The organism is Pseudomonas capeferrum, from assembly GCF_013523055.1.
Taxonomy (GTDB): Bacteria; Pseudomonadota; Gammaproteobacteria; order Pseudomonadales; family Pseudomonadaceae; genus Aquipseudomonas; species Aquipseudomonas capeferrum_A.
Genome location: NZ_JAAMQM010000012.1, coordinates 177,079 through 198,652, shown reverse-complemented (window position 1 = coordinate 198,652; position 21,574 = coordinate 177,079). Strand labels below are relative to the sequence as shown.

Annotated in this window: 24 protein-coding genes; all 24 read left to right on the top strand. The window is 57.2% G+C overall.

The features are described from left to right. The first annotated feature begins 150 nt into the window (after positions 1 to 150). The 24 genes from rplJ (at position 151) to rpsH (ending at position 21,565) form a co-directional block, all read left to right on the top strand. The gene (gene rplJ / locus G7009_RS15545) at positions 151 to 651 is read left to right on the top strand and encodes a 50S ribosomal protein L10 (RefSeq protein WP_181130947.1); all 501 of its coding nucleotides are present in this window, start codon (positions 151 to 153) and stop codon (positions 649 to 651) included. Between the two features lie 78 nt (positions 652 to 729). Continuing rightward, positions 730 to 1,095 (top strand): 50S ribosomal protein L7/L12, encoded by a 366-nt coding sequence (gene rplL / locus G7009_RS15540; protein WP_181130946.1) that lies wholly within the window; start codon positions 730 to 732, stop codon positions 1,093 to 1,095. A 218-nt stretch (positions 1,096 to 1,313) separates the two neighbouring features. Next, positions 1,314 to 5,387 carry a DNA-directed RNA polymerase subunit beta gene (gene rpoB, locus G7009_RS15535; RefSeq protein WP_181130945.1) on the top strand — a complete coding sequence of 1,358 codons (4,074 nt, stop codon included), beginning with the start codon at positions 1,314 to 1,316 and terminating at the stop codon, positions 5,385 to 5,387. 65 nt (positions 5,388 to 5,452) lie between these two features. Then, the gene (gene rpoC, locus G7009_RS15530; RefSeq protein ID WP_181130944.1) at positions 5,453 to 9,652 is read left to right on the top strand and encodes a DNA-directed RNA polymerase subunit beta'; all 4,200 of its coding nucleotides are present in this window, start codon (positions 5,453 to 5,455) and stop codon (positions 9,650 to 9,652) included. A 211-nt stretch (positions 9,653 to 9,863) separates the two neighbouring features. Further along, entirely contained in the window at positions 9,864 to 10,235 is a 372-nt protein-coding gene (gene rpsL, locus G7009_RS15525) for a 30S ribosomal protein S12 (RefSeq protein ID WP_003186084.1), read from the top strand. A 116-nt stretch (positions 10,236 to 10,351) separates the two neighbouring features. Then, on the top strand, positions 10,352 to 10,822 hold the full coding sequence (rpsG, locus tag G7009_RS15520) for a 30S ribosomal protein S7 (protein ID WP_181130943.1): 471 nt from the start codon (positions 10,352 to 10,354) through the stop codon (positions 10,820 to 10,822). Between the two features lie 30 nt (positions 10,823 to 10,852). After that, entirely contained in the window at positions 10,853 to 13,000 is a 2,148-nt protein-coding gene (gene fusA / locus G7009_RS15515; RefSeq protein ID WP_181130942.1) for an elongation factor G, read from the top strand. Positions 13,001 to 13,031: 31 nt separating this feature from the next. Then, positions 13,032 to 14,225, top strand: coding sequence for an elongation factor Tu (tuf, locus tag G7009_RS15510; protein ID WP_181094256.1), 1,194 nt, complete (start codon positions 13,032 to 13,034; stop codon positions 14,223 to 14,225). A gap of 140 nt (positions 14,226 to 14,365) precedes the next feature. Then, complete coding sequence (rpsJ, locus tag G7009_RS15505) at positions 14,366 to 14,677, top strand: 30S ribosomal protein S10 (protein ID WP_003186070.1); 312 nt, start codon at positions 14,366 to 14,368, stop codon at positions 14,675 to 14,677. An 80-nt stretch (positions 14,678 to 14,757) separates the two neighbouring features. Continuing rightward, a complete protein-coding gene (gene rplC / locus G7009_RS15500; protein ID WP_181130941.1) occupies positions 14,758 to 15,393 on the top strand; it encodes a 50S ribosomal protein L3 in 636 nt (211 codons plus the stop codon). A 12-nt stretch (positions 15,394 to 15,405) separates the two neighbouring features. Then, positions 15,406 to 16,008 carry a 50S ribosomal protein L4 gene (gene rplD, locus G7009_RS15495; RefSeq protein WP_181130940.1) on the top strand — a complete coding sequence of 201 codons (603 nt, stop codon included), beginning with the start codon at positions 15,406 to 15,408 and terminating at the stop codon, positions 16,006 to 16,008. After that, complete coding sequence (gene rplW, locus G7009_RS15490; protein WP_010220306.1) at positions 16,005 to 16,304, top strand: 50S ribosomal protein L23; 300 nt, start codon at positions 16,005 to 16,007, stop codon at positions 16,302 to 16,304. The genes rplD and rplW overlap by 4 nt, the downstream gene beginning before the upstream one ends. Positions 16,305 to 16,318: 14 nt before the next feature. Next, the gene (rplB, locus tag G7009_RS15485; RefSeq protein WP_181130939.1) at positions 16,319 to 17,143 is read left to right on the top strand and encodes a 50S ribosomal protein L2; all 825 of its coding nucleotides are present in this window, start codon (positions 16,319 to 16,321) and stop codon (positions 17,141 to 17,143) included. Positions 17,144 to 17,159: 16 nt separating this feature from the next. Continuing rightward, positions 17,160 to 17,435 (top strand): 30S ribosomal protein S19, encoded by a 276-nt coding sequence (rpsS, locus tag G7009_RS15480; RefSeq protein ID WP_002555486.1) that lies wholly within the window; start codon positions 17,160 to 17,162, stop codon positions 17,433 to 17,435. Between the two features lie 11 nt (positions 17,436 to 17,446). Next, complete coding sequence (gene rplV, locus G7009_RS15475; RefSeq protein WP_003103908.1) at positions 17,447 to 17,779, top strand: 50S ribosomal protein L22; 333 nt, start codon at positions 17,447 to 17,449, stop codon at positions 17,777 to 17,779. Positions 17,780 to 17,792: 13 nt separating this feature from the next. After that, positions 17,793 to 18,479: a 30S ribosomal protein S3 gene (gene rpsC / locus G7009_RS15470; RefSeq protein ID WP_009397510.1), complete on the top strand. Its 687-nt coding sequence runs from the start codon at positions 17,793 to 17,795 to the stop codon at positions 18,477 to 18,479. A 12-nt stretch (positions 18,480 to 18,491) separates the two neighbouring features. Continuing rightward, positions 18,492 to 18,905 carry a 50S ribosomal protein L16 gene (rplP, locus tag G7009_RS15465; protein WP_009397508.1) on the top strand — a complete coding sequence of 138 codons (414 nt, stop codon included), beginning with the start codon at positions 18,492 to 18,494 and terminating at the stop codon, positions 18,903 to 18,905. Then, positions 18,905 to 19,096, top strand: a complete 192-nt coding sequence (gene rpmC, locus G7009_RS15460; RefSeq protein WP_002555481.1) for a 50S ribosomal protein L29 — start codon at positions 18,905 to 18,907, stop codon at positions 19,094 to 19,096. Before rplP ends, rpmC begins: the two co-directional genes overlap by 1 nt. A 2-nt stretch (positions 19,097 to 19,098) precedes the next feature. Continuing rightward, a complete protein-coding gene (gene rpsQ, locus G7009_RS15455; RefSeq protein WP_181130938.1) occupies positions 19,099 to 19,365 on the top strand; it encodes a 30S ribosomal protein S17 in 267 nt (88 codons plus the stop codon). Positions 19,366 to 19,388: 23 nt separating this feature from the next. Then, positions 19,389 to 19,757 (top strand): 50S ribosomal protein L14, encoded by a 369-nt coding sequence (gene rplN / locus G7009_RS15450; protein ID WP_002555479.1) that lies wholly within the window; start codon positions 19,389 to 19,391, stop codon positions 19,755 to 19,757. A gap of 11 nt (positions 19,758 to 19,768) precedes the next feature. Further along, positions 19,769 to 20,083 carry a 50S ribosomal protein L24 gene (rplX, locus tag G7009_RS15445; protein WP_158460540.1) on the top strand — a complete coding sequence of 105 codons (315 nt, stop codon included), beginning with the start codon at positions 19,769 to 19,771 and terminating at the stop codon, positions 20,081 to 20,083. Positions 20,084 to 20,103: 20 nt separating this feature from the next. Then, entirely contained in the window at positions 20,104 to 20,643 is a 540-nt protein-coding gene (gene rplE / locus G7009_RS15440) for a 50S ribosomal protein L5 (RefSeq protein WP_181130937.1), read from the top strand. 13 nt (positions 20,644 to 20,656) lie between these two features. Beyond that, positions 20,657 to 20,962: a 30S ribosomal protein S14 gene (gene rpsN / locus G7009_RS15435; protein WP_181130936.1), complete on the top strand. Its 306-nt coding sequence runs from the start codon at positions 20,657 to 20,659 to the stop codon at positions 20,960 to 20,962. A gap of 210 nt (positions 20,963 to 21,172) precedes the next feature. Beyond that, positions 21,173 to 21,565: a 30S ribosomal protein S8 gene (gene rpsH / locus G7009_RS15430; RefSeq protein ID WP_181130935.1), complete on the top strand. Its 393-nt coding sequence runs from the start codon at positions 21,173 to 21,175 to the stop codon at positions 21,563 to 21,565. Positions 21,566 to 21,574 lie beyond the last annotated feature (9 nt).

The following is a 21,574-nucleotide window of genomic DNA, read 5'->3' as shown; positions in this document are numbered from 1 at the left end:
GCCTGGCGGGGGCTATCCAAGACCGTAGGCGGCGCAAGCCTTAAACCAACAGCCTACGCAGATGGTGCTCCCGGTTCCTTACCGAATCAGACACCAAAACGACATCCGGCTTCGGCCAGATGAAACGGTAACAAGCAGGAGTTTTCACCCGTGGCAATTAAACTCGAAGACAAGAAGGCCATCGTCGCTGAAGTCAACGAGGCTGCCAAAGTCGCTCTGTCTGCTGTCGTGGCTGATGCCCGTGGCGTGACTGTAAGCGCAATGACCGGACTCCGTAAAGAGGCTCGTGAAGCTGGCGTCTACGTACGTGTCGTACGTAACACCCTGCTCAAGCGCGCTGTTGCCGACACTGAATTCAGTGTCCTCAACGACGCCTTCACTGGCCCTACCCTTATCGCGTTCTCCAACGAACATCCGGGCGCTGCTGCTCGTCTGTTCACCGAGTTCGCCAAGGGTCAGAGCAAGTTCGAGATCAAGGCAGCTGCGTTCGACGGCAAGTTCCTTGCCGCAAACCAGATCGATGTGTTGGCTACCCTGCCAACCCGCGACGAGGCCATTGCGAAGCTGATGAGCGTGATCCAAGGCGCTACCAGCAAGCTGGCTCGTACCCTGGCAGCCGTTCGCGACCAGAAAGAAGCTGCTGCCGCCTAAGGCGCAGAATCTCCTTTCAAAATCATATGTTTAATTCGATGGCTGCGTAGGCTGTCACCCCAATACAGGATTTAAGTCATGTCCCTGACTAACGAGCAAATCATCGAAGCAATCGGCCAGAAAACCGTTCTGGAAGTTGTTGAGCTGATCAAAGCAATGGAAGAAACCTTCGGCGTTACCGCTGCTGTCGCCGCCGCTGGCCCAGCTGCTGCCGCTGCCGTTGTTGAAGAGCAAACCGAGTTCAACGTTGTTCTGCTTGAAGCTGGCGAGAAGAAAGTCAACGTGATCAAGGCCGTTCGTGAACTGACCGGTCTGGGCTTGAAAGAAGCCAAAGAGAAAGTTGACACCGCTCCTCAGGTTGTCGCTGAAGGCGTTTCGAAAGAAGCTGCTGAAGACGCCAAGAAGAAGCTGGAAGAAGCAGGCGCTAAAGTCGAAGTCAAGTAATCTCGACTGTGCGTCTCCAGCCCGAGCGATAAGCGAAAGGCTGATGGCTGGTGGCTTTTGCCACCGGCCTTTTTCCGTTATTGGTTGGCCGATCTGGTCGGCCCCGATAACGTGCTCTACCACCTAGAGGGTGGCGCAAACCATGGGGTTTGCACGATTTTCTGGCTGCTCCCGCCGGGAGAAGCCAAACAAGCAGGTGACCAAGCTGGGGAATGCTGATGGCTTACTCATACACTGAGAAAAAACGTATCCGCAAGGACTTTAGCAAGTTGCCGGACGTCATGGATGTGCCTTACCTCCTGGCCATCCAGCTGGATTCGTATCGCGAATTCCTGCAAGCGGGAGCATCCAAGGATCAGTTCCGCGACGTCGGTCTGCATGCGGCCTTCAAATCGGTATTCCCGATCATCAGCTACTCCGGCAATGCTGCCTTGGAGTACGTTGGCTATCGTCTGGGCGAACCGGCCTTCGATGTGAAGGAATGTGTCCTGCGCGGCGTGACCTTTGCTGTCCCGCTGCGGGTGAAAGTCCGCCTGATCATCTTCGACAAGGAATCGTCGAACAAAGCGATCAAGGACATCAAAGAGCAAGAAGTCTACATGGGTGAAATCCCCCTGATGACTGAAAACGGTACCTTCGTTATCAACGGTACCGAGCGTGTGATCGTTTCTCAGCTGCACCGTTCGCCAGGTGTGTTCTTCGACCACGATCGTGGCAAGACCCACAGCTCCGGCAAGCTGCTGTACTCCGCTCGTATCATCCCGTACCGCGGCTCCTGGCTGGACTTCGAGTTCGATCCGAAGGACTGCGTGTTCGTTCGTATCGACCGTCGCCGCAAGCTGCCGGCCTCCGTGCTGCTGCGCGCGCTCGGCTACACCACCGAAGAAGTGTTGAACGCGTTCTACACCACCAACGTGTTCCACATCTCCGGCGAGCGCCTGAGCCTGGAGCTGGTGCCCCAGCGCCTGCGTGGCGAAGTCGCGGTCATGGACATCCTTGACGAGACCGGCAAGGTCATCGTCGAGCAGGGCCGTCGCATCACCGCGCGCCACATCAATCAGCTCGAGAAGTCCGGCGTCAAGCAACTCGACGTGCCGATGGAATATGTCCTGGGCCGTACTACCGCCAAGGCGATCGTGCACCCCGCAACCGGCGAGATCCTGGCCGAGTGCAATACCGAGCTGACGACCGAGCTGCTGATCAAGATCGCCAAGGCCCAGGTCGTACGCATCGAGACCCTGTACACCAACGATATCGATTGCGGTCCGTTCATCTCCGATACGTTGAAGATCGACACTACCAGCAACCAGTTGGAAGCCCTGGTCGAAATCTATCGCATGATGCGTCCAGGCGAGCCGCCAACCAAGGATGCAGCCGAGACCCTGTTCAACAACCTGTTCTTCAGCGCCGAGCGTTACGATCTGTCCGCCGTTGGCCGCATGAAGTTCAACCGTCGTATCGGTCGTACCGAGATCGAAGGTTCGGGCGTGCTGAGCAAGGAAGACATCGTCGAGGTCTTGAAGACGCTCGTCGATATCCGTAACGGCAAAGGCATCGTCGACGACATCGACCACCTGGGTAACCGTCGTGTTCGTTGCGTCGGTGAAATGGCAGAGAACCAGTTCCGTGTTGGCCTGGTGCGCGTCGAGCGTGCGGTCAAGGAACGTCTCTCCATGGCCGAAAGCGAAGGCCTGATGCCTCAGGACCTCATCAATGCCAAGCCGGTTGCGGCGGCAGTGAAGGAGTTCTTCGGTTCCAGCCAGCTTTCCCAGTTCATGGACCAGAACAACCCGCTTTCCGAGATCACCCACAAGCGTCGTGTCTCCGCACTCGGCCCTGGCGGTCTGACCCGTGAGCGTGCAGGCTTCGAAGTCCGTGACGTACACCCGACCCACTACGGCCGCGTGTGCCCGATCGAGACCCCTGAAGGTCCGAACATCGGTCTGATCAACTCCCTGGCAGCCTATGCCCGCACCAACCAGTACGGCTTTCTGGAAAGCCCGTACCGTGTCGTGCAAGAGGGTGTGGTTACCGACGAGATCGTATTCCTGTCGGCCATCGAAGAAGCGGATCACGTGATCGCTCAGGCTTCGGCCGCGATGAACGACAAGAAGCAGTTGATCGACGAGCTGGTAGCGGTCCGTCACCTGAACGAATTCACCGTCAAGGCGCCGGAAGACGTCACCCTGATGGACGTCTCGCCGAAGCAGGTAGTTTCGGTTGCGGCGTCGCTGATCCCGTTCCTCGAGCACGACGACGCCAACCGTGCGTTGATGGGTTCGAACATGCAGCGTCAGGCTGTACCTACCCTGCGTGCCGACAAGCCGCTGGTCGGTACCGGCATGGAGCGCAACGTTGCTCGCGACTCCGGCGTCTGCGTCGTGGCTCGTCGTGGCGGTGTGATCGATTCCGTCGATGCCAGCCGTATCGTCGTTCGCGTTGCTGACGATGAAGTCGAGACCGGTGAAGCAGGTGTAGATATCTACAACCTGACCAAGTACACCCGCTCCAACCAGAACACCTGCATCAACCAGCGTCCGCTGGTACGTAAAGGTGATGTGGTGCAGCGCAGCGACATCATGGCCGACGGCCCGTCCACCGACATGGGTGAACTGGCACTGGGTCAGAACATGCGCATCGCGTTCATGGCATGGAACGGCTTCAACTTCGAAGACTCCATCTGCCTGTCCGAGCGTGTGGTCCAGGAAGACCGCTTCACCACGATCCACATCCAGGAACTGACCTGCGTGGCGCGTGACACCAAGCTTGGCCCAGAGGAAATCACTGCGGACATCCCGAACGTGGGTGAAGCCGCGCTGAACAAGCTGGACGAAGCCGGTATCGTCTACGTAGGTGCCGAAGTGGGCGCGGGCGACATCCTGGTCGGCAAGGTCACGCCAAAAGGCGAAACCCAGCTGACCCCGGAAGAGAAGCTGCTGCGCGCGATCTTTGGTGAGAAGGCCAGCGACGTCAAGGACACCTCCCTGCGCGTGCCGACCGGCACCAAGGGTACCGTCATCGACGTACAGGTCTTCACCCGTGATGGCGTCGAGCGCGACAGCCGTGCGCTGTCCATCGAGAAGATGCAGCTGGACGAGATCCGCAAGGACCTCAACGAAGAGTTCCGCATCGTCGAAGGCGCGACCTTCGAGCGTCTGCGTTCTGCTCTGAATGGCCAAGTGGTCGACGGTGGCGCGGGCCTGAAGAAAGGCACCGTGATCAGCGACGAAGTGCTGGACGGTCTGGAGCATGGCCAGTGGTTCAAACTGCGCATGGCCGAAGACGCACTCAACGAACAGCTGGAAAAGGCCCAGGCCTACATCGTCGATCGCCGTCGTCTGCTGGACGACAAGTTCGAAGACAAGAAGCGCAAGCTGCAGCAGGGCGACGACCTGGCTCCGGGCGTGTTGAAGATCGTCAAGGTTTACCTGGCAATCCGCCGTCGCATCCAGCCGGGTGACAAGATGGCCGGTCGTCACGGTAACAAAGGTGTGGTCTCCGTGATCATGCCGGTTGAAGATATGCCGCACGATGCCAATGGCACGCCTGTGGACGTTGTCCTCAACCCGCTGGGTGTACCTTCGCGTATGAACGTCGGTCAGATCCTTGAAACCCACCTGGGCCTCGCGGCCAAAGGTCTGGGCGAGAAGATCAACCGTATGCTCGAAGAGCAGCGCAAGGCCGCTGAGCTGCGTACGTTCCTGACCGAGATCTATAACGAGATCGGTGGTCGTCAGGAGAACCTGGACGAGTTCAGCGACGAAGAAGTCATTGCCCTGGCGAACAACCTCAAGGCGGGCGTGCCAATGGCGACCCCGGTCTTCGATGGTGCCAAGGAGCAAGAAATCAAGGCCATGCTGAAACTGGCCGATATGCCTGAGAGCGGCCAGATGGTCCTGTTCGATGGCCGTACCGGCAACAAGTTCGAGCGTCCAGTGACCGTTGGTTACATGTACATGCTCAAGCTGAACCACTTGGTGGACGACAAGATGCACGCGCGTTCCACTGGTTCCTACAGCCTGGTTACCCAGCAGCCGCTGGGTGGTAAGGCGCAGTTCGGTGGTCAGCGTTTCGGGGAGATGGAAGTGTGGGCGCTGGAAGCATACGGCGCGGCATACACCCTGCAAGAAATGCTCACAGTGAAGTCGGACGACGTGAACGGCCGTACCAAGATGTACAAGAACATCGTGGATGGCGATCACCGTATGGAGCCGGGCATGCCCGAGTCCTTCAACGTGTTGATCAAAGAGATCCGTTCGCTCGGTATCGATATCGATCTGGAAACCGAATAACACGTGACGCGAATCGGGAGCGGGGCTGAAATAGCCCGCTCCCTGCTCCGCCAGGAGGAAAGGCCTTGAAAGACCTACTGAATTTGCTGAAAAACCAGGGTCAAGTCGAAGAGTTCGACGCCATCCGTATCGGTCTGGCGTCGCCTGAAATGATCCGTTCGTGGTCGTTCGGTGAAGTTAAGAAGCCGGAAACCATCAACTACCGTACGTTCAAACCAGAGCGTGACGGCCTGTTCTGCGCCAAGATCTTTGGCCCAGTCAAAGACTACGAGTGCCTGTGCGGTAAGTACAAGCGCCTGAAGCACCGCGGTGTGATCTGCGAGAAGTGCGGCGTCGAAGTCGCCCTGGCCAAGGTTCGTCGTGAGCGCATGGCGCACATCGAGCTGGCCTCGCCGGTCGCCCACATCTGGTTCCTGAAATCGCTGCCGTCGCGTATCGGCCTGCTGATGGACATGACCCTGCGTGATATCGAGCGCGTTCTCTACTTCGAGAGCTATGTCGTTATCGATCCGGGCATGACTACCCTCGAGAAGGGTCAGCTGCTGAACGACGAACAGTATTTCGAAGCGCTTGAAGAGTTCGGTGACGACTTCGACGCCCGCATGGGTGCCGAGGCTGTCCGCGAGCTGCTGCATGCTATCGACCTGGAGCACGAGATCGGCCGCCTGCGCGAAGAGATTCCGCAGACCAACTCGGAAACCAAGATCAAGAAGCTGTCCAAGCGTCTGAAACTGATGGAAGCCTTCCAGGGCTCGGGCAACCTGCCTGAGTGGATGGTCCTGACCGTTCTGCCGGTTCTGCCGCCAGACCTGCGCCCACTGGTTCCGCTCGACGGCGGTCGCTTCGCGACGTCCGACCTGAACGACCTGTATCGTCGGGTGATCAACCGTAACAACCGTCTGAAGCGCCTGCTCGACCTGTCCGCGCCGGACATCATCGTGCGCAACGAAAAGCGCATGCTGCAGGAAGCCGTCGACGCCCTGTTGGATAACGGCCGTCGTGGTCGTGCCATCACCGGCTCGAACAAGCGTCCTCTGAAGTCCCTGGCTGACATGATCAAGGGTAAGCAGGGTCGTTTCCGTCAGAACCTGCTCGGCAAGCGCGTTGACTATTCGGGTCGTTCGGTAATTACCGTAGGCCCGACCCTGCGTCTGCATCAGTGCGGTCTGCCAAAGAAAATGGCACTCGAGCTGTTCAAGCCGTTCATCTTCGGCAAGCTGGAAATGCGTGGTCTGGCGACCACCATCAAGGCGGCCAAGAAGATGGTCGAGCGCGAACTGCCAGAGGTATGGGACGTTCTCGCTGAAGTTATCCGCGAACACCCCGTATTGCTCAACCGTGCACCGACCCTGCACCGTCTGGGTATCCAGGCGTTCGAGCCGGTACTGATCGAAGGCAAGGCCATCCAGCTGCACCCGCTGGTCTGTGCCGCGTACAACGCCGACTTCGACGGTGACCAGATGGCCGTTCACGTGCCGCTGACGCTGGAAGCCCAGCTCGAAGCGCGCGCGCTGATGATGTCGACCAACAACATTCTGTCGCCAGCCAACGGTGAGCCAATCATCGTTCCTTCGCAGGACGTTGTACTGGGTCTGTACTACATGACCCGTGAAGCCATCAATGTCAAAGGCGAGGGCCGCGTGTTCGCGGACCTGCAGGAAGTCGACCGCGTATTCCGCGCTGGCGAAGCTGCCCTGCACGCCAAGATCAAGGTTCGTATCAACGAAACCGTGAACGATCGTGATGGCGGCAGCGTCAAGAACACCCGTATCGTCGACACCACCGTCGGCCGTGCGCTGTTGTTCCAGGTTGTTCCACCAGGTCTGTCGTACGACGTGGTCAACCAGCCAATGAAGAAAAAGGCGATCTCCAAGCTGATCAACCAGTGCTATCGCGTGGTCGGTCTGAAAGAGACCGTCATCTTCGCTGACCAGTTGATGTACACCGGTTTCGCCTACTCGACCATCTCCGGCGTTTCCATCGGTGTTAACGACTTCGTTATCCCGGATGAGAAGGCTCGCATCATCGGTACTGCTACCGACGAAGTGAAAGAGATCGAGAGCCAGTACGCCTCCGGCCTGGTAACCCAGGGCGAGAAGTACAACAAGGTCATCGACTTGTGGTCCAAGGCGAACGACGAAGTTTCCAAGGCGATGATGGCCAACCTCTCGAAAGAGAAAGTCATCGACCGCGAAGGTAACGAAGTCGAGCAGGAGTCCTTCAACTCGATGTACATGATGGCTGACTCCGGTGCCCGGGGTTCGGCTGCTCAGATTCGTCAGTTGGCCGGTATGCGTGGCCTGATGGCCAAGCCGGACGGCTCGATCATCGAGACGCCGATCACCGCGAACTTCCGTGAAGGTCTGAGCGTACTGCAGTACTTCATCTCGACTCACGGTGCTCGTAAGGGTCTGGCGGATACTGCCTTGAAGACCGCGAACTCCGGTTACCTGACTCGTCGTCTGGTAGACGTGGCTCAGGACTTGGTGGTTACCGAGATCGATTGCGGTACCGAGCAAGGCCTGCTGATGACACCGCACATTGAAGGCGGTGACGTTGTAGAGCCGTTGGGTGAACGTGTACTGGGTCGTGTCATTGCCCGTGACGTGTTCAAGCCAGGCACCGACGACGTGATCGTCCCTGCCGGCGCCCTGGTCGACGAGAAGTGGGTCGAATTCATCGAGCTGAACAGCATCGACGAAGTGGTCGTGCGCTCGCCGATCAGCTGTGAAACCCGCTATGGCATCTGCGCCAAGTGCTACGGTCGCGACCTGGCTCGCGGTCACCAGGTGAACATCGGTGAAGCAGTCGGCGTTATCGCTGCCCAGTCGATCGGTGAGCCGGGTACCCAGCTGACCATGCGTACGTTCCACATCGGTGGTGCTGCAAGCCGGACCTCGGCTGCTGACAGCGTCCAGGTGAAGAACGGCGGTATGGTGCGTCTGCACAACCTGAAACAGGTAGAGCGTGCCGACGGTAACCTGGTTGCCGTATCGCGTTCCGGCGAACTTGCCATTGCCGATGAATTCGGTCGTGAGCGTGAGCGCTACAAGCTGCCTTACGGTGCGGTGATTTCGGTCAAGGAAGGTGACAAGGTCGACGCTGGCGGCATCGTTGCCAAGTGGGACCCGCACACCCACCCGATCGTTACCGAGATGAAAGGTACCGTGACCTTCGTGGGCATGGAAGAAAACATCACCATCAAGCGTCAGACTGACGAATTGACCGGTTTGACCAACATTGAAGTTCTGGACGTCAAGGATCGTCCGGCTGCAGGCAAGGAAATTCGTCCTGCAATCAAGATGGTCGACGCCAACGGCAAGGATCTGCTGCTGCCAGGTACCGATGTGCCTGCTCAGTACTTCCTGCCGGCGAACGCCCTGGTGGGTGTGGCCGACGGTGCACAGATTGGTGTTGGTGACGTTATCGCGCGTATCCCGCAAGAAACGTCGAAGACCCGCGACATCACCGGTGGTCTGCCGCGGGTTGCCGACTTGTTCGAAGCCCGTCGTCCGAAAGAAGCCTCGATTCTGGCTGAAGTCAGCGGCACCATTGCCTTCGGTAAAGAGACCAAGGGCAAGCGTCGCCTGGTGATCACGCCGAACGACGGTAGCGATCCGTACGAAGAGCTGATTCCGAAGTGGCGTCACCTGAACGTCTTCGAAGGCGAACAGGTCAACCGCGGCGAAGTCATCTCGGACGGCCCGAGCGATCCACACGATATCTTGCGTCTGCTGGGTGTGAGTGCGCTGGCCAAGTACATCGTCAACGAGATTCAGGACGTGTACCGTCTGCAAGGCGTCAAGATCAACGACAAGCACATCGAGACCATCCTGCGTCAGATGCTGCGCAAGGTCGAGATTGCCGAGTCTGGCGACTCCAGCTTCATCAAGGGCGACCAGATGGAACTGACGCACGTGCTGGTCGAGAACGAGCGTCTTGCAGCCGACGACAAGTTCATGTCGAAGTTTACGCGTGTGCTGTTGGGTATCACCAAGGCCTCGTTGTCGACCGAATCGTTCATTTCCGCGGCTTCCTTCCAGGAAACTACCCGCGTACTGACCGAGGCAGCGGTAACCGGCAAGCGCGATTATCTGCGCGGCCTGAAAGAGAACGTGGTTGTAGGTCGTCTGATCCCGGCCGGTACCGGTCTGGCCTACCACAGCGAGCGCAAGCGTCGCCGTGATGCCGACAAGCCGCTGCGTGTGAGCGCCAGTGAGGTGGAAGCTGCACTGACCGAAGCGCTGAACTCCAGCGGTAACTGAGTACAGGGCAGGGCCCCGACGAGAACCGAAAGGTCATTGGCGACATGATTTGTTGCCGATGACCGGGCGGGGAGGGTCGGGGCCTTGTCTTGACTGGGTGCAAGAACATCTTTAGACTTTTGTACCCTTAAATTTGGTGGGACTCTGTCTCGCCATTTTTGGCTTTTCTTGCAAGACAATAGAGTCGCAAGACAATCAGTGGAGCTAGTAGATGGCAACTATCAACCAGCTGGTACGTCAGCCGCGTAAGCGTATCGTCGAGAAATCCGACGTGCCTGCGCTGCAGAACTGCCCGCAACGTCGTGGCGTGTGCACCCGTGTGTACACCACCACGCCGAAAAAACCTAACTCGGCACTGCGTAAGGTTTGCCGTGTGCGTCTGACCAACGGTTTCGAGGTTTCCTCGTACATCGGCGGTGAAGGCCACAACCTGCAAGAGCACAGCGTCGTACTGATCCGTGGCGGTCGTGTAAAAGACTTGCCAGGTGTTCGTTACCACACCGTTCGCGGCTCTCTGGATACCTCCGGCGTCAAAGGTCGTAACCAGGGTCGTTCGAAGTACGGTACCAAGCGTCCGAAGTAATCGGTCGTTTGCAGCGATTTGTAGTCAATTATTTTATTGAGTCGATAAGAGTAAGGTCGGGCGAAGATCGCAAGGTCCAGTCCCGGGCTAACCTGAAGACCGTTTGAGGGCTTATCATGCCAAGACGTCGTGTAGCAGCAAAGCGTGAGATTCTGGACGATCCGAAATACGGAAGCCAGATTCTCGCCAAATTCATGAACCACGTGATGGAAAGCGGCAAGAAGGCAGTAGCCGAGCGTATCGTTTACGGCGCTCTGGAAACCGTCAAGTCGCGCAAGAACAGCGACCCCCTGGAAATCTTCGAGAAAGCTCTCGACGCCATCGCTCCGCTGGTCGAAGTAAAGTCCCGTCGTGTCGGCGGTGCCACTTACCAGGTTCCTGTTGAAGTTCGTCCGTCCCGTCGTAATGCTCTGGCAATGCGCTGGTTGGTAGACTACGCCCGCAAGCGCGGCGAGAAGTCGATGGCTCTGCGCTTGGCCGGCGAGCTGCTGGATGCTGCCGAAGGTAAGGGTGCTGCAGTCAAGAAGCGTGAAGACGTGCACCGTATGGCTGAAGCCAACAAGGCATTCTCGCACTACCGCTTCTAATTCAAGCATCAATCTTTTTGCGAGGGCTTTATGGCTCGTACTACAGCAATCAACCGCTACCGTAACATCGGTATCTGTGCCCACGTTGACGCGGGCAAGACTACCACTACCGAGCGGATCCTGTTCTATACAGGCCTGAGCCACAAGATGGGCGAGGTGCATGACGGCGCCGCGACCACCGACTGGATGGTGCAGGAGCAGGAGCGGGGTATTACCATTACCTCCGCTGCCGTTACCACCTTCTGGAAGGGTTCCAAGGGTCAGTACGACAACTACCGCGTAAACGTCATCGATACCCCCGGCCACGTTGACTTCACCATTGAAGTAGAACGTTCGCTGCGTGTACTCGACGGCGCTGTCGTTGTGTTCTGCGGTACTTCCGGCGTCGAGCCTCAGTCCGAAACCGTATGGCGTCAGGCCAACAAGTACGGCGTTCCACGTGTTGTTTACGTGAACAAGATGGACCGTGCCGGTGCCGACTTCCTGCGCGTGATCGGTCAGATCAAGAACCGTCTGGGTCATACCCCGGTTCCTGTTCAGTTGGCCATCGGTTCGGAAGATAACTTCCAGGGTCAGGTCGACCTGATCAAGATGAAGGCTATCTACTGGAACGACGACGACAAAGGCACCACCTATCGCGAGGAAGAAATTCCTGCCGATATGCTGGAGCTGGCTCAAGAGTGGCGCTCCAACATGGTTGAAGCGGCTGCCGAGTCCAGCGAAGAGCTGATGAACAAGTACCTGGAAGGCGAAGAGCTGACCATCGAAGAAATCAAGGCCGGTCTGCGCGCGCGTACCCTGGCCAGCGAGATCGTTCCGGCGGTCTGCGGTTCGTCGTTCAAGAACAAGGGCGTTCCCCTGGTTCTCGATGCCGTCATCGACTTCCTGCCTGCTCCGACCGAGATTCCTGCGATCAAGGGTATCCACCCTGACCTGATCGAGAAGCCGAAGGAAGAGCTGGTCGAAGCAGACTTCGACGAGCGTCATGCCGACGACAGCGAGCCGTTCTCGGCTCTGGCGTTCAAGATTGCCACCGACCCGTTCGTTGGTACTCTGACCTTCGTCCGCGTCTACTCGGGTATGCTGCAGTCCGGCGACTCGGTGATCAACTCGGTCAAGGGCAAGAAGGAACGCGTTGGTCGTATGGTGCAGATGCACGCCAACCAGCGTGAAGAGATCAAAGAAGTACTGGCAGGCGACATCGCTGCTCTGATCGGCATGAAGGACGTCACCACCGGTGATACCCTGTGCAACGCCGACAAGCCGATCATCCTCGAGCGTATGGACTTCCCTGAGCCGGTGATTTCGGTAGCTGTCGAGCCGAAAACCAAGCAGGACCAGGAGAAGATGGGTATCGCACTGGGCAAGCTTGCTCAGGAAGACCCGTCGTTCCGCGTCAAGACCGATGAAGAAACCGGCCAGACCATCATCTCTGGTATGGGCGAGCTTCACCTGGACATCCTCGTTGACCGCATGAAGCGCGAATTCAACGTCGAGGCCAACATCGGCAAGCCGCAGGTTTCGTACCGCGAGAAGATCACCAAGTCCAACGTCGAGATCGAAGGCAAGTTCGTTCGTCAGTCGGGTGGTCGTGGTCAGTTCGGTCACTGCTGGATCCGTTTCTCGGAGCCGGACGTTGACGATAAGGGCAACATCACCGAAGGCCTGGTCTTCGCGAACGAAGTCGTTGGTGGTGTGATTCCTAAGGAATACATCCCTGCGATCCAGAAGGGTATCGAAGAGCAGATGAAGAATGGCGTCGTTGCCGGCTATCCTCTGATCGGCCTGAAGGCATCGGTATTCGACGGTTCGTACCACGACGTCGACTCCAACGAGATGGCGTTCAAGATCGCTGCCTCCATGGCGACCAAGCAGCTGGCCCAGAGGGGCGGTGGTGTTGTGCTTGAGCCGATCATGAAGGTTGAGGTAGTAACCCCAGAAGACTACATGGGTGACGTGATGGGTGACCTGAACCGTCGTCGTGGTCTGATCCAAGGTATGGAAGACTCGGTCTCCGGCAAGGTAGTCCGTGCTGAAGTGCCGCTGGGTGAAATGTTCGGTTATGCGACCGACGTTCGTTCCATGTCTCAGGGTCGCGCGAGCTACTCCATGGAATTCTCCAAATACTCCGAAGCTCCGTCGAACATCGTCGAAGCTCTCGTTAAAAAACAAGGCTGATTCAGCCCCTTTAGGCTAGGAGTTCACTGTCGTGGCTAAAGAAAAATTTGATCGTTCCCTTCCGCACGTTAACGTTGGCACCATCGGCCACGTTGACCACGGTAAGACCACTCTGACCGCTGCTCTGACTCGCGTCTGCTCCGAAGTTTTCGGTTCGGCCGTCGTTGAATTCGACAAGATCGACAGCGCCCCAGAAGAAAAAGCTCGCGGTATCACCATCAACACCGCTCACGTCGAGTACAACTCGAACATTCGTCACTACGCTCACGTTGACTGCCCAGGTCACGCTGACTACGTGAAGAACATGATCACCGGTGCTGCCCAGATGGACGGCGCGATCCTGGTTTGCTCGGCCGCCGATGGTCCGATGCCACAAACCCGTGAGCACATCCTGCTGTCCCGTCAGGTTGGCGTTCCGTACATCGTGGTCTTCCTGAACAAGGCTGACCTGGTAGACGACGCCGAGCTGCTGGAACTGGTCGAGATGGAAGTTCGCGACCTGCTGTCCACCTACGACTTCCCAGGCGACGACACTCCGATCATCATCGGTTCGGCTCGTATGGCGCTGGAAGGCAAAGACGACAACGAAATGGGCACCACCGCTGTCAAGAAGCTGGTGGAAACTCTGGACAGCTACATCCCAGAGCCAGAGCGTGCTATCGACAAGCCATTCCTGATGCCAATCGAAGACGTCTTCTCGATCTCGGGCCGTGGTACCGTTGTGACCGGTCGTATCGAGCGTGGTATCGTTCGCGTTCAGGACTCTCTGGAAATCGTTGGTCTGCGTGACACCACCACCACCACCTGCACCGGTGTTGAGATGTTCCGCAAGCTGCTGGACGAAGGTCGTGCTGGCGAGAACTGCGGCGTGCTGCTGCGTGGCACCAAGCGTGACGACGTCGAGCGTGGTCAGGTTCTGGTCAAGCCAGGTTCGGTCAAGCCGCACACCAAGTTCACCGCGGAAGTTTACGTTCTGTCGAAAGAAGAAGGCGGTCGTCACACTCCGTTCTTCAAAGGCTACCGTCCACAGTTCTACTTCCGTACCACTGACGTGACCGGTAACTGCGAACTGCCGGAAGGCGTTGAAATGGTAATGCCAGGCGATAACATTCAGATGACTGTTACCCTGATCAAAACCATCGCAATGGAAGACGGTCTGCGTTTCGCCATCCGTGAAGGCGGTCGTACCGTCGGCGCCGGCGTCGTAGCCAAAATCATCGAGTAATTTTCGATTGATTGAAAAAGCCCCCGCTCAGCGGGGGCTTTTTTTATTGGGTTGACACCCAATAGGGGCGTCTATAGAATCACGCCTCCTTTTAACGGGCGTAGTGCGCCCGGTGGGAACAGCCTGGAGTCTGAAATCCAATGCAAAATCAACAAATCCGTATCAGGTTGAAGGCCTTCGACCATCGCCTGATCGACCAATCCACCCAGGAAATCGTGGAAACCGCGAAACGTACTGGGGCACAGGTGCGTGGTCCAATTCCACTGCCGACCCGCAAAGAGCGTTTCACCGTTCTGGTTTCCCCGCACGTCAACAAAGACGCGCGTGACCAGTACGAGATCCGCACTCATAAGCGCGTTCTGGACATCGTCCAGCCAACGGACAAAACCGTTGATGCGCTGATGAAGCTTGATCTTGCGGCAGGTGTGGAAGTGCAGATCAGCCTCGGCTAAGACTTCGGTCTTGTCGTGTAACGCTCTGAAATGGGCGGCCATAGCGGGTGAAAGCCCCGTACACTCATGAGGTTTACAACATGACTATTGGTGTAGTCGGTCGCAAGTGCGGTATGACCCGCATTTTCACCGAAGAAGGTGTCTCCATTCCGGTCACGGTCATTGAGATCGAGCCGAATCGCGTCACCCAGTTCAAAACTGAAGAGACCGATGGCTATCGCGCAGTGCAAGTCACTGTTGGTGAGCGCCGTGCTTCGCGCGTGACTGCCGCTCAGGCAGGTCACTTCGCCAAAGCAAACGTTGCCGCTGGTCGCAGCGTCTGGGAGTTCCGTCTTGAAGAAGGCGATTTCCAGGCTGGCGACTTGATCAAAGCTGAACTCTTCGCTGCAGGCCAGCTGGTTGACGTAACAGGTCAGTCCAAGGGTAAAGGCTTCGCCGGTACCATCAAGCGCTGGAATTTCCGTGGTCAAGATAACACCCACGGTAACTCCGTCTCCCACCGCGTCCCGGGCTCTATCGGCCAGTGCCAGACTCCTGGTCGTGTATTCAAGGGCAAAAAAATGTCCGGTCACATGGGCGCTGAGCGCGTGACTGTACAGTCCCTCGAAGTAGTTCGCGTTGACGCAGAGCGCAACCTGTTGTTGGTCAAGGGTGCCGTTCCTGGCGCAACTGGCGGCGACCTGGTTGTACGTCCGGCTGTCAAGGCTCGCGGTTAAGGGGAAGCTGACATGCAACTTAATGTAAATGATGCTCAGGCGATCGAAGTCTCTGACCAGACCTTCGGTGGCGAATTCAACGAGACGCTGGTTCACCAAGCAGTCGTGGCCTACATGGCCGGCGGCCGTCAAGGCACCAAGCAGCAGAAGACCCGTTCCGACGTGTCTGGTGGCGGTAAGCGCCCATGGCGTCAGAAGGGCACCGGTCGTGCTCGTGCTGGCACCATCCGCAGCCCAATCTGGCGTGGCGGTGGTACCACCTTCGCAGCTCGTCCACAGGATCACTCGCAAAAGCTCAACAAGAAGATGTATCGCGCAGCACTGCGCTCCATCCTCTCCGAGCTGGTTCGTAGCGAGCGCCTGGTCGTTGTCCAGGACTTCGCTGTTGAAGCGCCGAAGACCAAGGACCTGCTGAACAAGCTGAACGGCATGGGTCTGAGCGACGTACTGATCGTTTCCGACTCTGTTGATCAGAATCTGTACCTGGCTGCTCGTAACCTGCCGCACGTCGATGTACGTGACGTTCAAGGTTCCGATCCTGTCAGTCTGATCGCTTACGACAAGGTGTTGATCACCGTGTCGGCCGTGAAGAAATTCGAGGAGCTGCTGGGATGAACCAGGAACGCGTATTTAAAGTCCTCCTTGGCCCGCATGTTTCCGAGAAGGCTACCGTTCTGGCTGAGAAGAAAGGCCAGTTCGTATTCAAGGTTGCTACCGACGCGACCAAGCTGGAAATCAAGAAAGCTGTCGAAGGCCTGTTCGGTGTCAAGGTCGAGAACGTTTCTACTGTAAACGTTCTGGGCAAGACCAAGCGTACTGCACGTGGTCTGGGCAAGCGTAATGACTGGAAGAAGGCGATCGTATCCCTTCAGCCAGGCCAAGATCTCGATTTCAGCAGCAGTGCTGAGTAAGGAAGGGGTGCATCATGGCAATCGTTAAATGCAAACCGACTTCCCCTGGCCGCCGTTTCGTGGTCAAGGTGGTCAACCAGGAGCTGCATAAAGGCGCTCCTCACGCACCGCTGCTCGAGAAGAAATCGAAGTCTGGTGGTCGTAACAACAATGGTCGTATCACTACTCGTCACATTGGTGGCGGCCATAAGCAGCATTATCGTCTGGTCGACTTCCGTCGCAACGACAAAGATGGCATTCCAGCCACTGTCGAGCGTATCGAATACGATCCAAACCGTACTGCTCACATCGCCCTGCTTTGCTATGCAGACGGTGAGCGTCGCTACATCATCGCGCCGAAGGGCGTGAGTGCTGGCGACCAACTGATCGCGGGTGCTCTGGCTCCAATCAAGCCAGGTAACTCCCTGCAACTGCGTAACATTCCAGTTGGTAGCACCATTCACGGCATCGAATTGAAGCCGGGTAAAGGTGCCCAGATCGCACGTTCCGCTGGCGCTTCGGCTCAGCTGATCGCTCGCGAAGGCGTCTACGTGACTCTGCGTCTGCGCTCTGGTGAGATGCGTAAAGTGCTGGCTGAATGCCGCGCGACCCTGGGTGAAGTCTCGAACTCCGAGCACAGCCTGCGTTCGCTGGGTAAAGCCGGTGCCAAACGCTGGCGTGGCGTTCGCCCAACCGTTCGTGGTGTTGCCATGAACCCGGTTGACCACCCGCATGGTGGTGGTGAAGGTCGTACCTCCGGTGGTCGTCATCCGGTATCGCCATGGGGCTTCCCAACCAAGGGTGCGAAGACTCGTGGTAATAAGCGTACCGACAAAATGATCGTCCGTCGTCGCAAGTAAATAGAGGGATACGACAGTGCCACGTTCTCTGAAAAAAGGTCCTTTTATTGATCTTCACCTACTGAAGAAGATCGAAGTGGCGGCGGAGAAGAACGATCGCAAACCAGTTAAGACCTGGTCGCGCCGTTCCATGATCCTGCCACAAATGGTCGGTCTGACCATCGCGGTACACAACGGTCGTCAACATGTCCCAGTTCTCGTGAACGAAGACATGGTCGGCCACAAACTGGGCGAGTTCGCCGGTACCCGCACTTACCGCGGGCACGTGGCTGACAAGAAAGCCAAGCGTTAAGGGGTTAGGAAATGGAAGTAGCCGCTAAGTTGTCGGGCGCTCGCATCTCCGCCCAGAAAGCCCGCTTGGTCGCCGACCAGATCCGCGGGAAGAAGGTGGGCGAAGCGCTCAACCTGTTGGCCTTCAGCAGCAAGAAAGCCGCTGAAATCATGAAGAAAGTCCTCGAGTCGGCCGTTGCCAACGCCGAACATAACGAAGGCGCTGACGTTGATGACCTGAAGGTCTCCACCGTCTTCGTCAACGAAGGGCGTTCGCTGAAGCGCATCATGCCGCGTGCCAAAGGCCGCGCTGATCGCATCGTCAAGCGGTCTTGCCATATCACTGTCAAGGTTGCGGACAAGTAACGGAGTCGATCAGATGGGTCAGAAAGTACATCCCACTGGCATACGCCTGGGAATCGTCAAGGAGCACACCTCCGTCTGGTACGCAGACGGTGCTACTTACGCAGATTACCTGTTGAAGGATCTGAAAACACGTGAGTACCTCCAAGACAAACTAAAAAGCGCGTCCGTAAGCCGTATCGATATCCATCGTCCGGCTCAAACTGCACGCATCACCATCCACACCGCTCGTCCAGGTATCGTTATCGGGAAGAAAGGTGAAGATGTTGAGAAGCTGCGTCAGGACCTGACCAAGCAAATGGGTGTGCCTGTGCACATCAACATCGAAGAGATCCGCAAGCCGGAACTCGACGGTATGCTGGTTGCGCAAAGCGTAGCTCAGCAGCTGGAGCGCCGCGTAATGTTCCGTCGCGCCATGAAGCGCGCCGTGCAGAACGCCATGCGTATTGGTGCCAAGGGCATCAAGATCCAGGTGAGCGGTCGTCTCGGCGGTGCCGAGATCGCACGTACTGAATGGTATCGCGAAGGTCGTGTGCCACTGCACACCCTGCGTGCCGACATCGACTATGCCACCTACGAAGCTCACACCACTTACGGTGTGATCGGTGTCAAGGTTTGGATCTTCAAAGGCGAAGTTATTGGTGGTCGCCAAGAAGAGCTGAAGCCTCAAGCACCAGCGCCTCGTAAAAAAGCTGCTAAGTAAGGGGTACGCCAAATGTTGCAACCAAAGCGTACAAAATTCCGCAAGCAGATGACCGGTCACAACCGTGGTCTGGCACTGCGCGGTAGCAAAGTCAGCTTCGGCGAATTCGCCCTGAAGGCTGTTGCTCGTGGTCGTCTCACTGCCCGCCAGATCGAGTCGGCACGTCGTGCTCTGACTCGTCATGTCAAGCGTGGCGGCAAGATCTGGATCCGTGTATTCCCGGACAAGCCGGTTACCAAGAAGCCTCTCGAGGTGCGTATGGGTAAAGGTAAGGGTTCCGTTGAGTACTGGGTAGCCCAGATTCAGCCAGGTAAAGTCCTGTACGAGATCGAAGGTGTTTCTGAAGAGCTGGCGCGCGAAGCTTTCGCCCTGGCTGCTGCAAAGCTGCCTCTCGCCACCTCGTTTGTTAAGCGGACGGTGATGTGATGAAAGCGAATGAACTTCGTGAAAAATCGGCACAGCAGCTGAATGAGCAACTGCTCGGCTTGCTGCGCGACCAGTTCAATCTGCGTATGCAGAAAGCAACTGGCCAGTTGGGGCAGTCGCACCTGCTCTCGCAAGTTAAGCGTGACATCGCTCGCGTGAAAACTGTGCTCAACCAGCAGGCAGGTAAGTGATCATGGCTGAAGCTGAAAAAACCGTCCGTACGCTGACTGGCCGTGTCGTCAGCGACAAAATGGACAAGACCATCACCGTACTGATCGAGCGTCGCGTAAAGCACCCGATCTACGGCAAATACGTTAAGCGTTCGACTAAGCTGCACGCGCATGACGAGACCAACCAGTGCAAGATCGGCGACAAGGTTTCTATTACTGAAACCCGTCCGCTGGCCAAGACCAAGTCCTGGGCCCTGGTTGAAGTCATCGAACGCGCTGTTGAAGTCTAAGGGCGAAGGGTCGGAGAAATTTTATGATTCAGACTCAATCCATGCTCGATGTGGCCGATAACAGCGGCGCTCGTCGCGTCATGTGCATCAAGGTGCTCGGCGGTTCCCACCGCCGTTACGCCGGCATCGGTGACATCATCAAGGTGACCGTGAAGGAAGCGATTCCGCGCGGCAAGGTCAAGAAAGGCCAGGTGATGACTGCTGTCGTTGTCCGCACCAGGCACGGTGTTCGTCGCGCAGACGGCTCCATCATTCGTTTCGACGGCAACGCTGCTGTTCTGCTGAACAACAAGCAAGAGCCGATCGGCACTCGTATCTTCGGGCCAGTGACTCGTGAACTTCGTACTGAGAAGTTCATGAAGATCGTCTCGCTCGCCCCTGAAGTGCTGTAAGGAGATCCGACATGCAAAAGATTCGTCGTGACGACGAGATCATCGTGATCGCCGGCAAAGACAAAGGTAAGCGCGGTAAGGTGCTGAAGGTACTCGCTGACGACCGTCTGGTCATCGGCGGTGTGAACCTGGTGAAGCGTCATACCAAGCCTAACCCGATGTCGGGCGTACAGGGCGGTATCGTCGAGAAAGAAGCGCCTCTGCACGCTTCCAACGTCGCCATTTTCAACGGCGAAACCAACAAGGCTGACCGCGTTGGCTTCAAAGTTGAAGACGGCAAGAAAATTCGTGTCTTCAAGTCGACCCAAAAAGCGGTTGATGCTTGAACACTGCTAGGTAGAAGACCATGGCACGACTGAAAGAGATTTACCGGAACGAAATCGCTCCCAAGCTTAAGGATGAACTTAAGCTCGCGAACGTAATGGAAGTTCCGCGCGTTACCAAAATCACCCTGAACATGGGTCTGGGCGAAGCGGTCGGCGACAAAAAAGTCATCGAGCACGCTGTTGCCGACCTGGAAAAGATCACCGGTCAAAAGCCGGTCGTGACTTTCGCTCGTAAATCCATCGCGGGCTTCAAGGTCCGTGAGGGATGGCCGATCGGTGTCAAGGTGACCCTGCGTCGCGATCGTATGTATGAATTCCTGGACCGCCTGCTGGCGATCTCCCTGCCTCGGGTTCGCGACTTCCGCGGCCTGAATGCCAAGTCCTTCGATGGTCGTGGCAACTACAGCATGGGCGTGAAAGAGCAGATCATCTTCCCGGAAATCGACTACGACAAGATCGATGCTCTCCGCGGTCTGGACATTACCCTGACCACCACTGCTCGTTCGGATGATGAAGGTCGCGCCTTGCTGCGTGCTTTCAAATTCCCGTTCCGCAACTGATTGGAGTAGGAAAATGGCCAAGAAGAGCATGAAAAACCGCGAGCTGAAGCGTCAGCTCACGGTCGCCAAGTACGCCAAAAAGCGTGCCGCGCTGAAAGCGACCATCGTCGACCTGAACGCCTCTCCTGAAGAGCGTTTTGCCGCCGTTGTCGCTCTGCAGAAGCAGCCACGTGACGCAAGCGCCGCGCGCCTGCGTAACCGCTGCCGCCTGACCGGTCGTCCACATGGCGTATACCGCAAGTTCGGCCTCGGCCGTAACATGCTGCGCCAAGCCGCCATGCGCGGTGACGTACCAGGTCTGGTCAAGGCTAGCTGGTAATTCCAGTTGGCGTGACCCCGGCGCAAGGAGGAGCGATCTTCCGACCGCCGGTGGCCTTGCACCGAAACAAGCCCCTATATGGGGCTTGTTTCGTTTCTGCTATGTGTCTAGAATGACCGGCTCACCTGAGCCCGGGTTTTTCGACCTGTCCGTTGAGGTGGTAGTTCTAGCCGCAAGGCTAATATTTCTTGTATCAGGAGCATCTAGCCCATGAGTATGCAGGACCCGTTAGCGGACATGCTAACTCGCATCCGTAATGCCCAGATGGCTGAAAAGTCCGTCGTAAGCATGCCTTCCTCGACTCTGAAGGTAGCGGTAGCAAAAGTTCTCAAAGACGAAGGCTACATCGCAGGCTATCAGGTCAGCAGTGAAGTCAAGCCATCCCTGTCGATCGAACTGAAGTACTTCGAAGGCCGTCCGGTCATCGAGGAACTGAAGCGCACCAGCCGTCCAGGCCTGCGCCAGTACAAGTCCGTCTCCGACCTGCCGAAAGTACGTGGCGGTCTGGGCGTGTCTATTGTCACCACCAGTAAAGGTGTGATGACTGATCGCGCTGCGCGCGCTGCCGGTGTCGGTGGCGAAGTTCTGTGCACAGTGTTCTAAGGGGGGTTA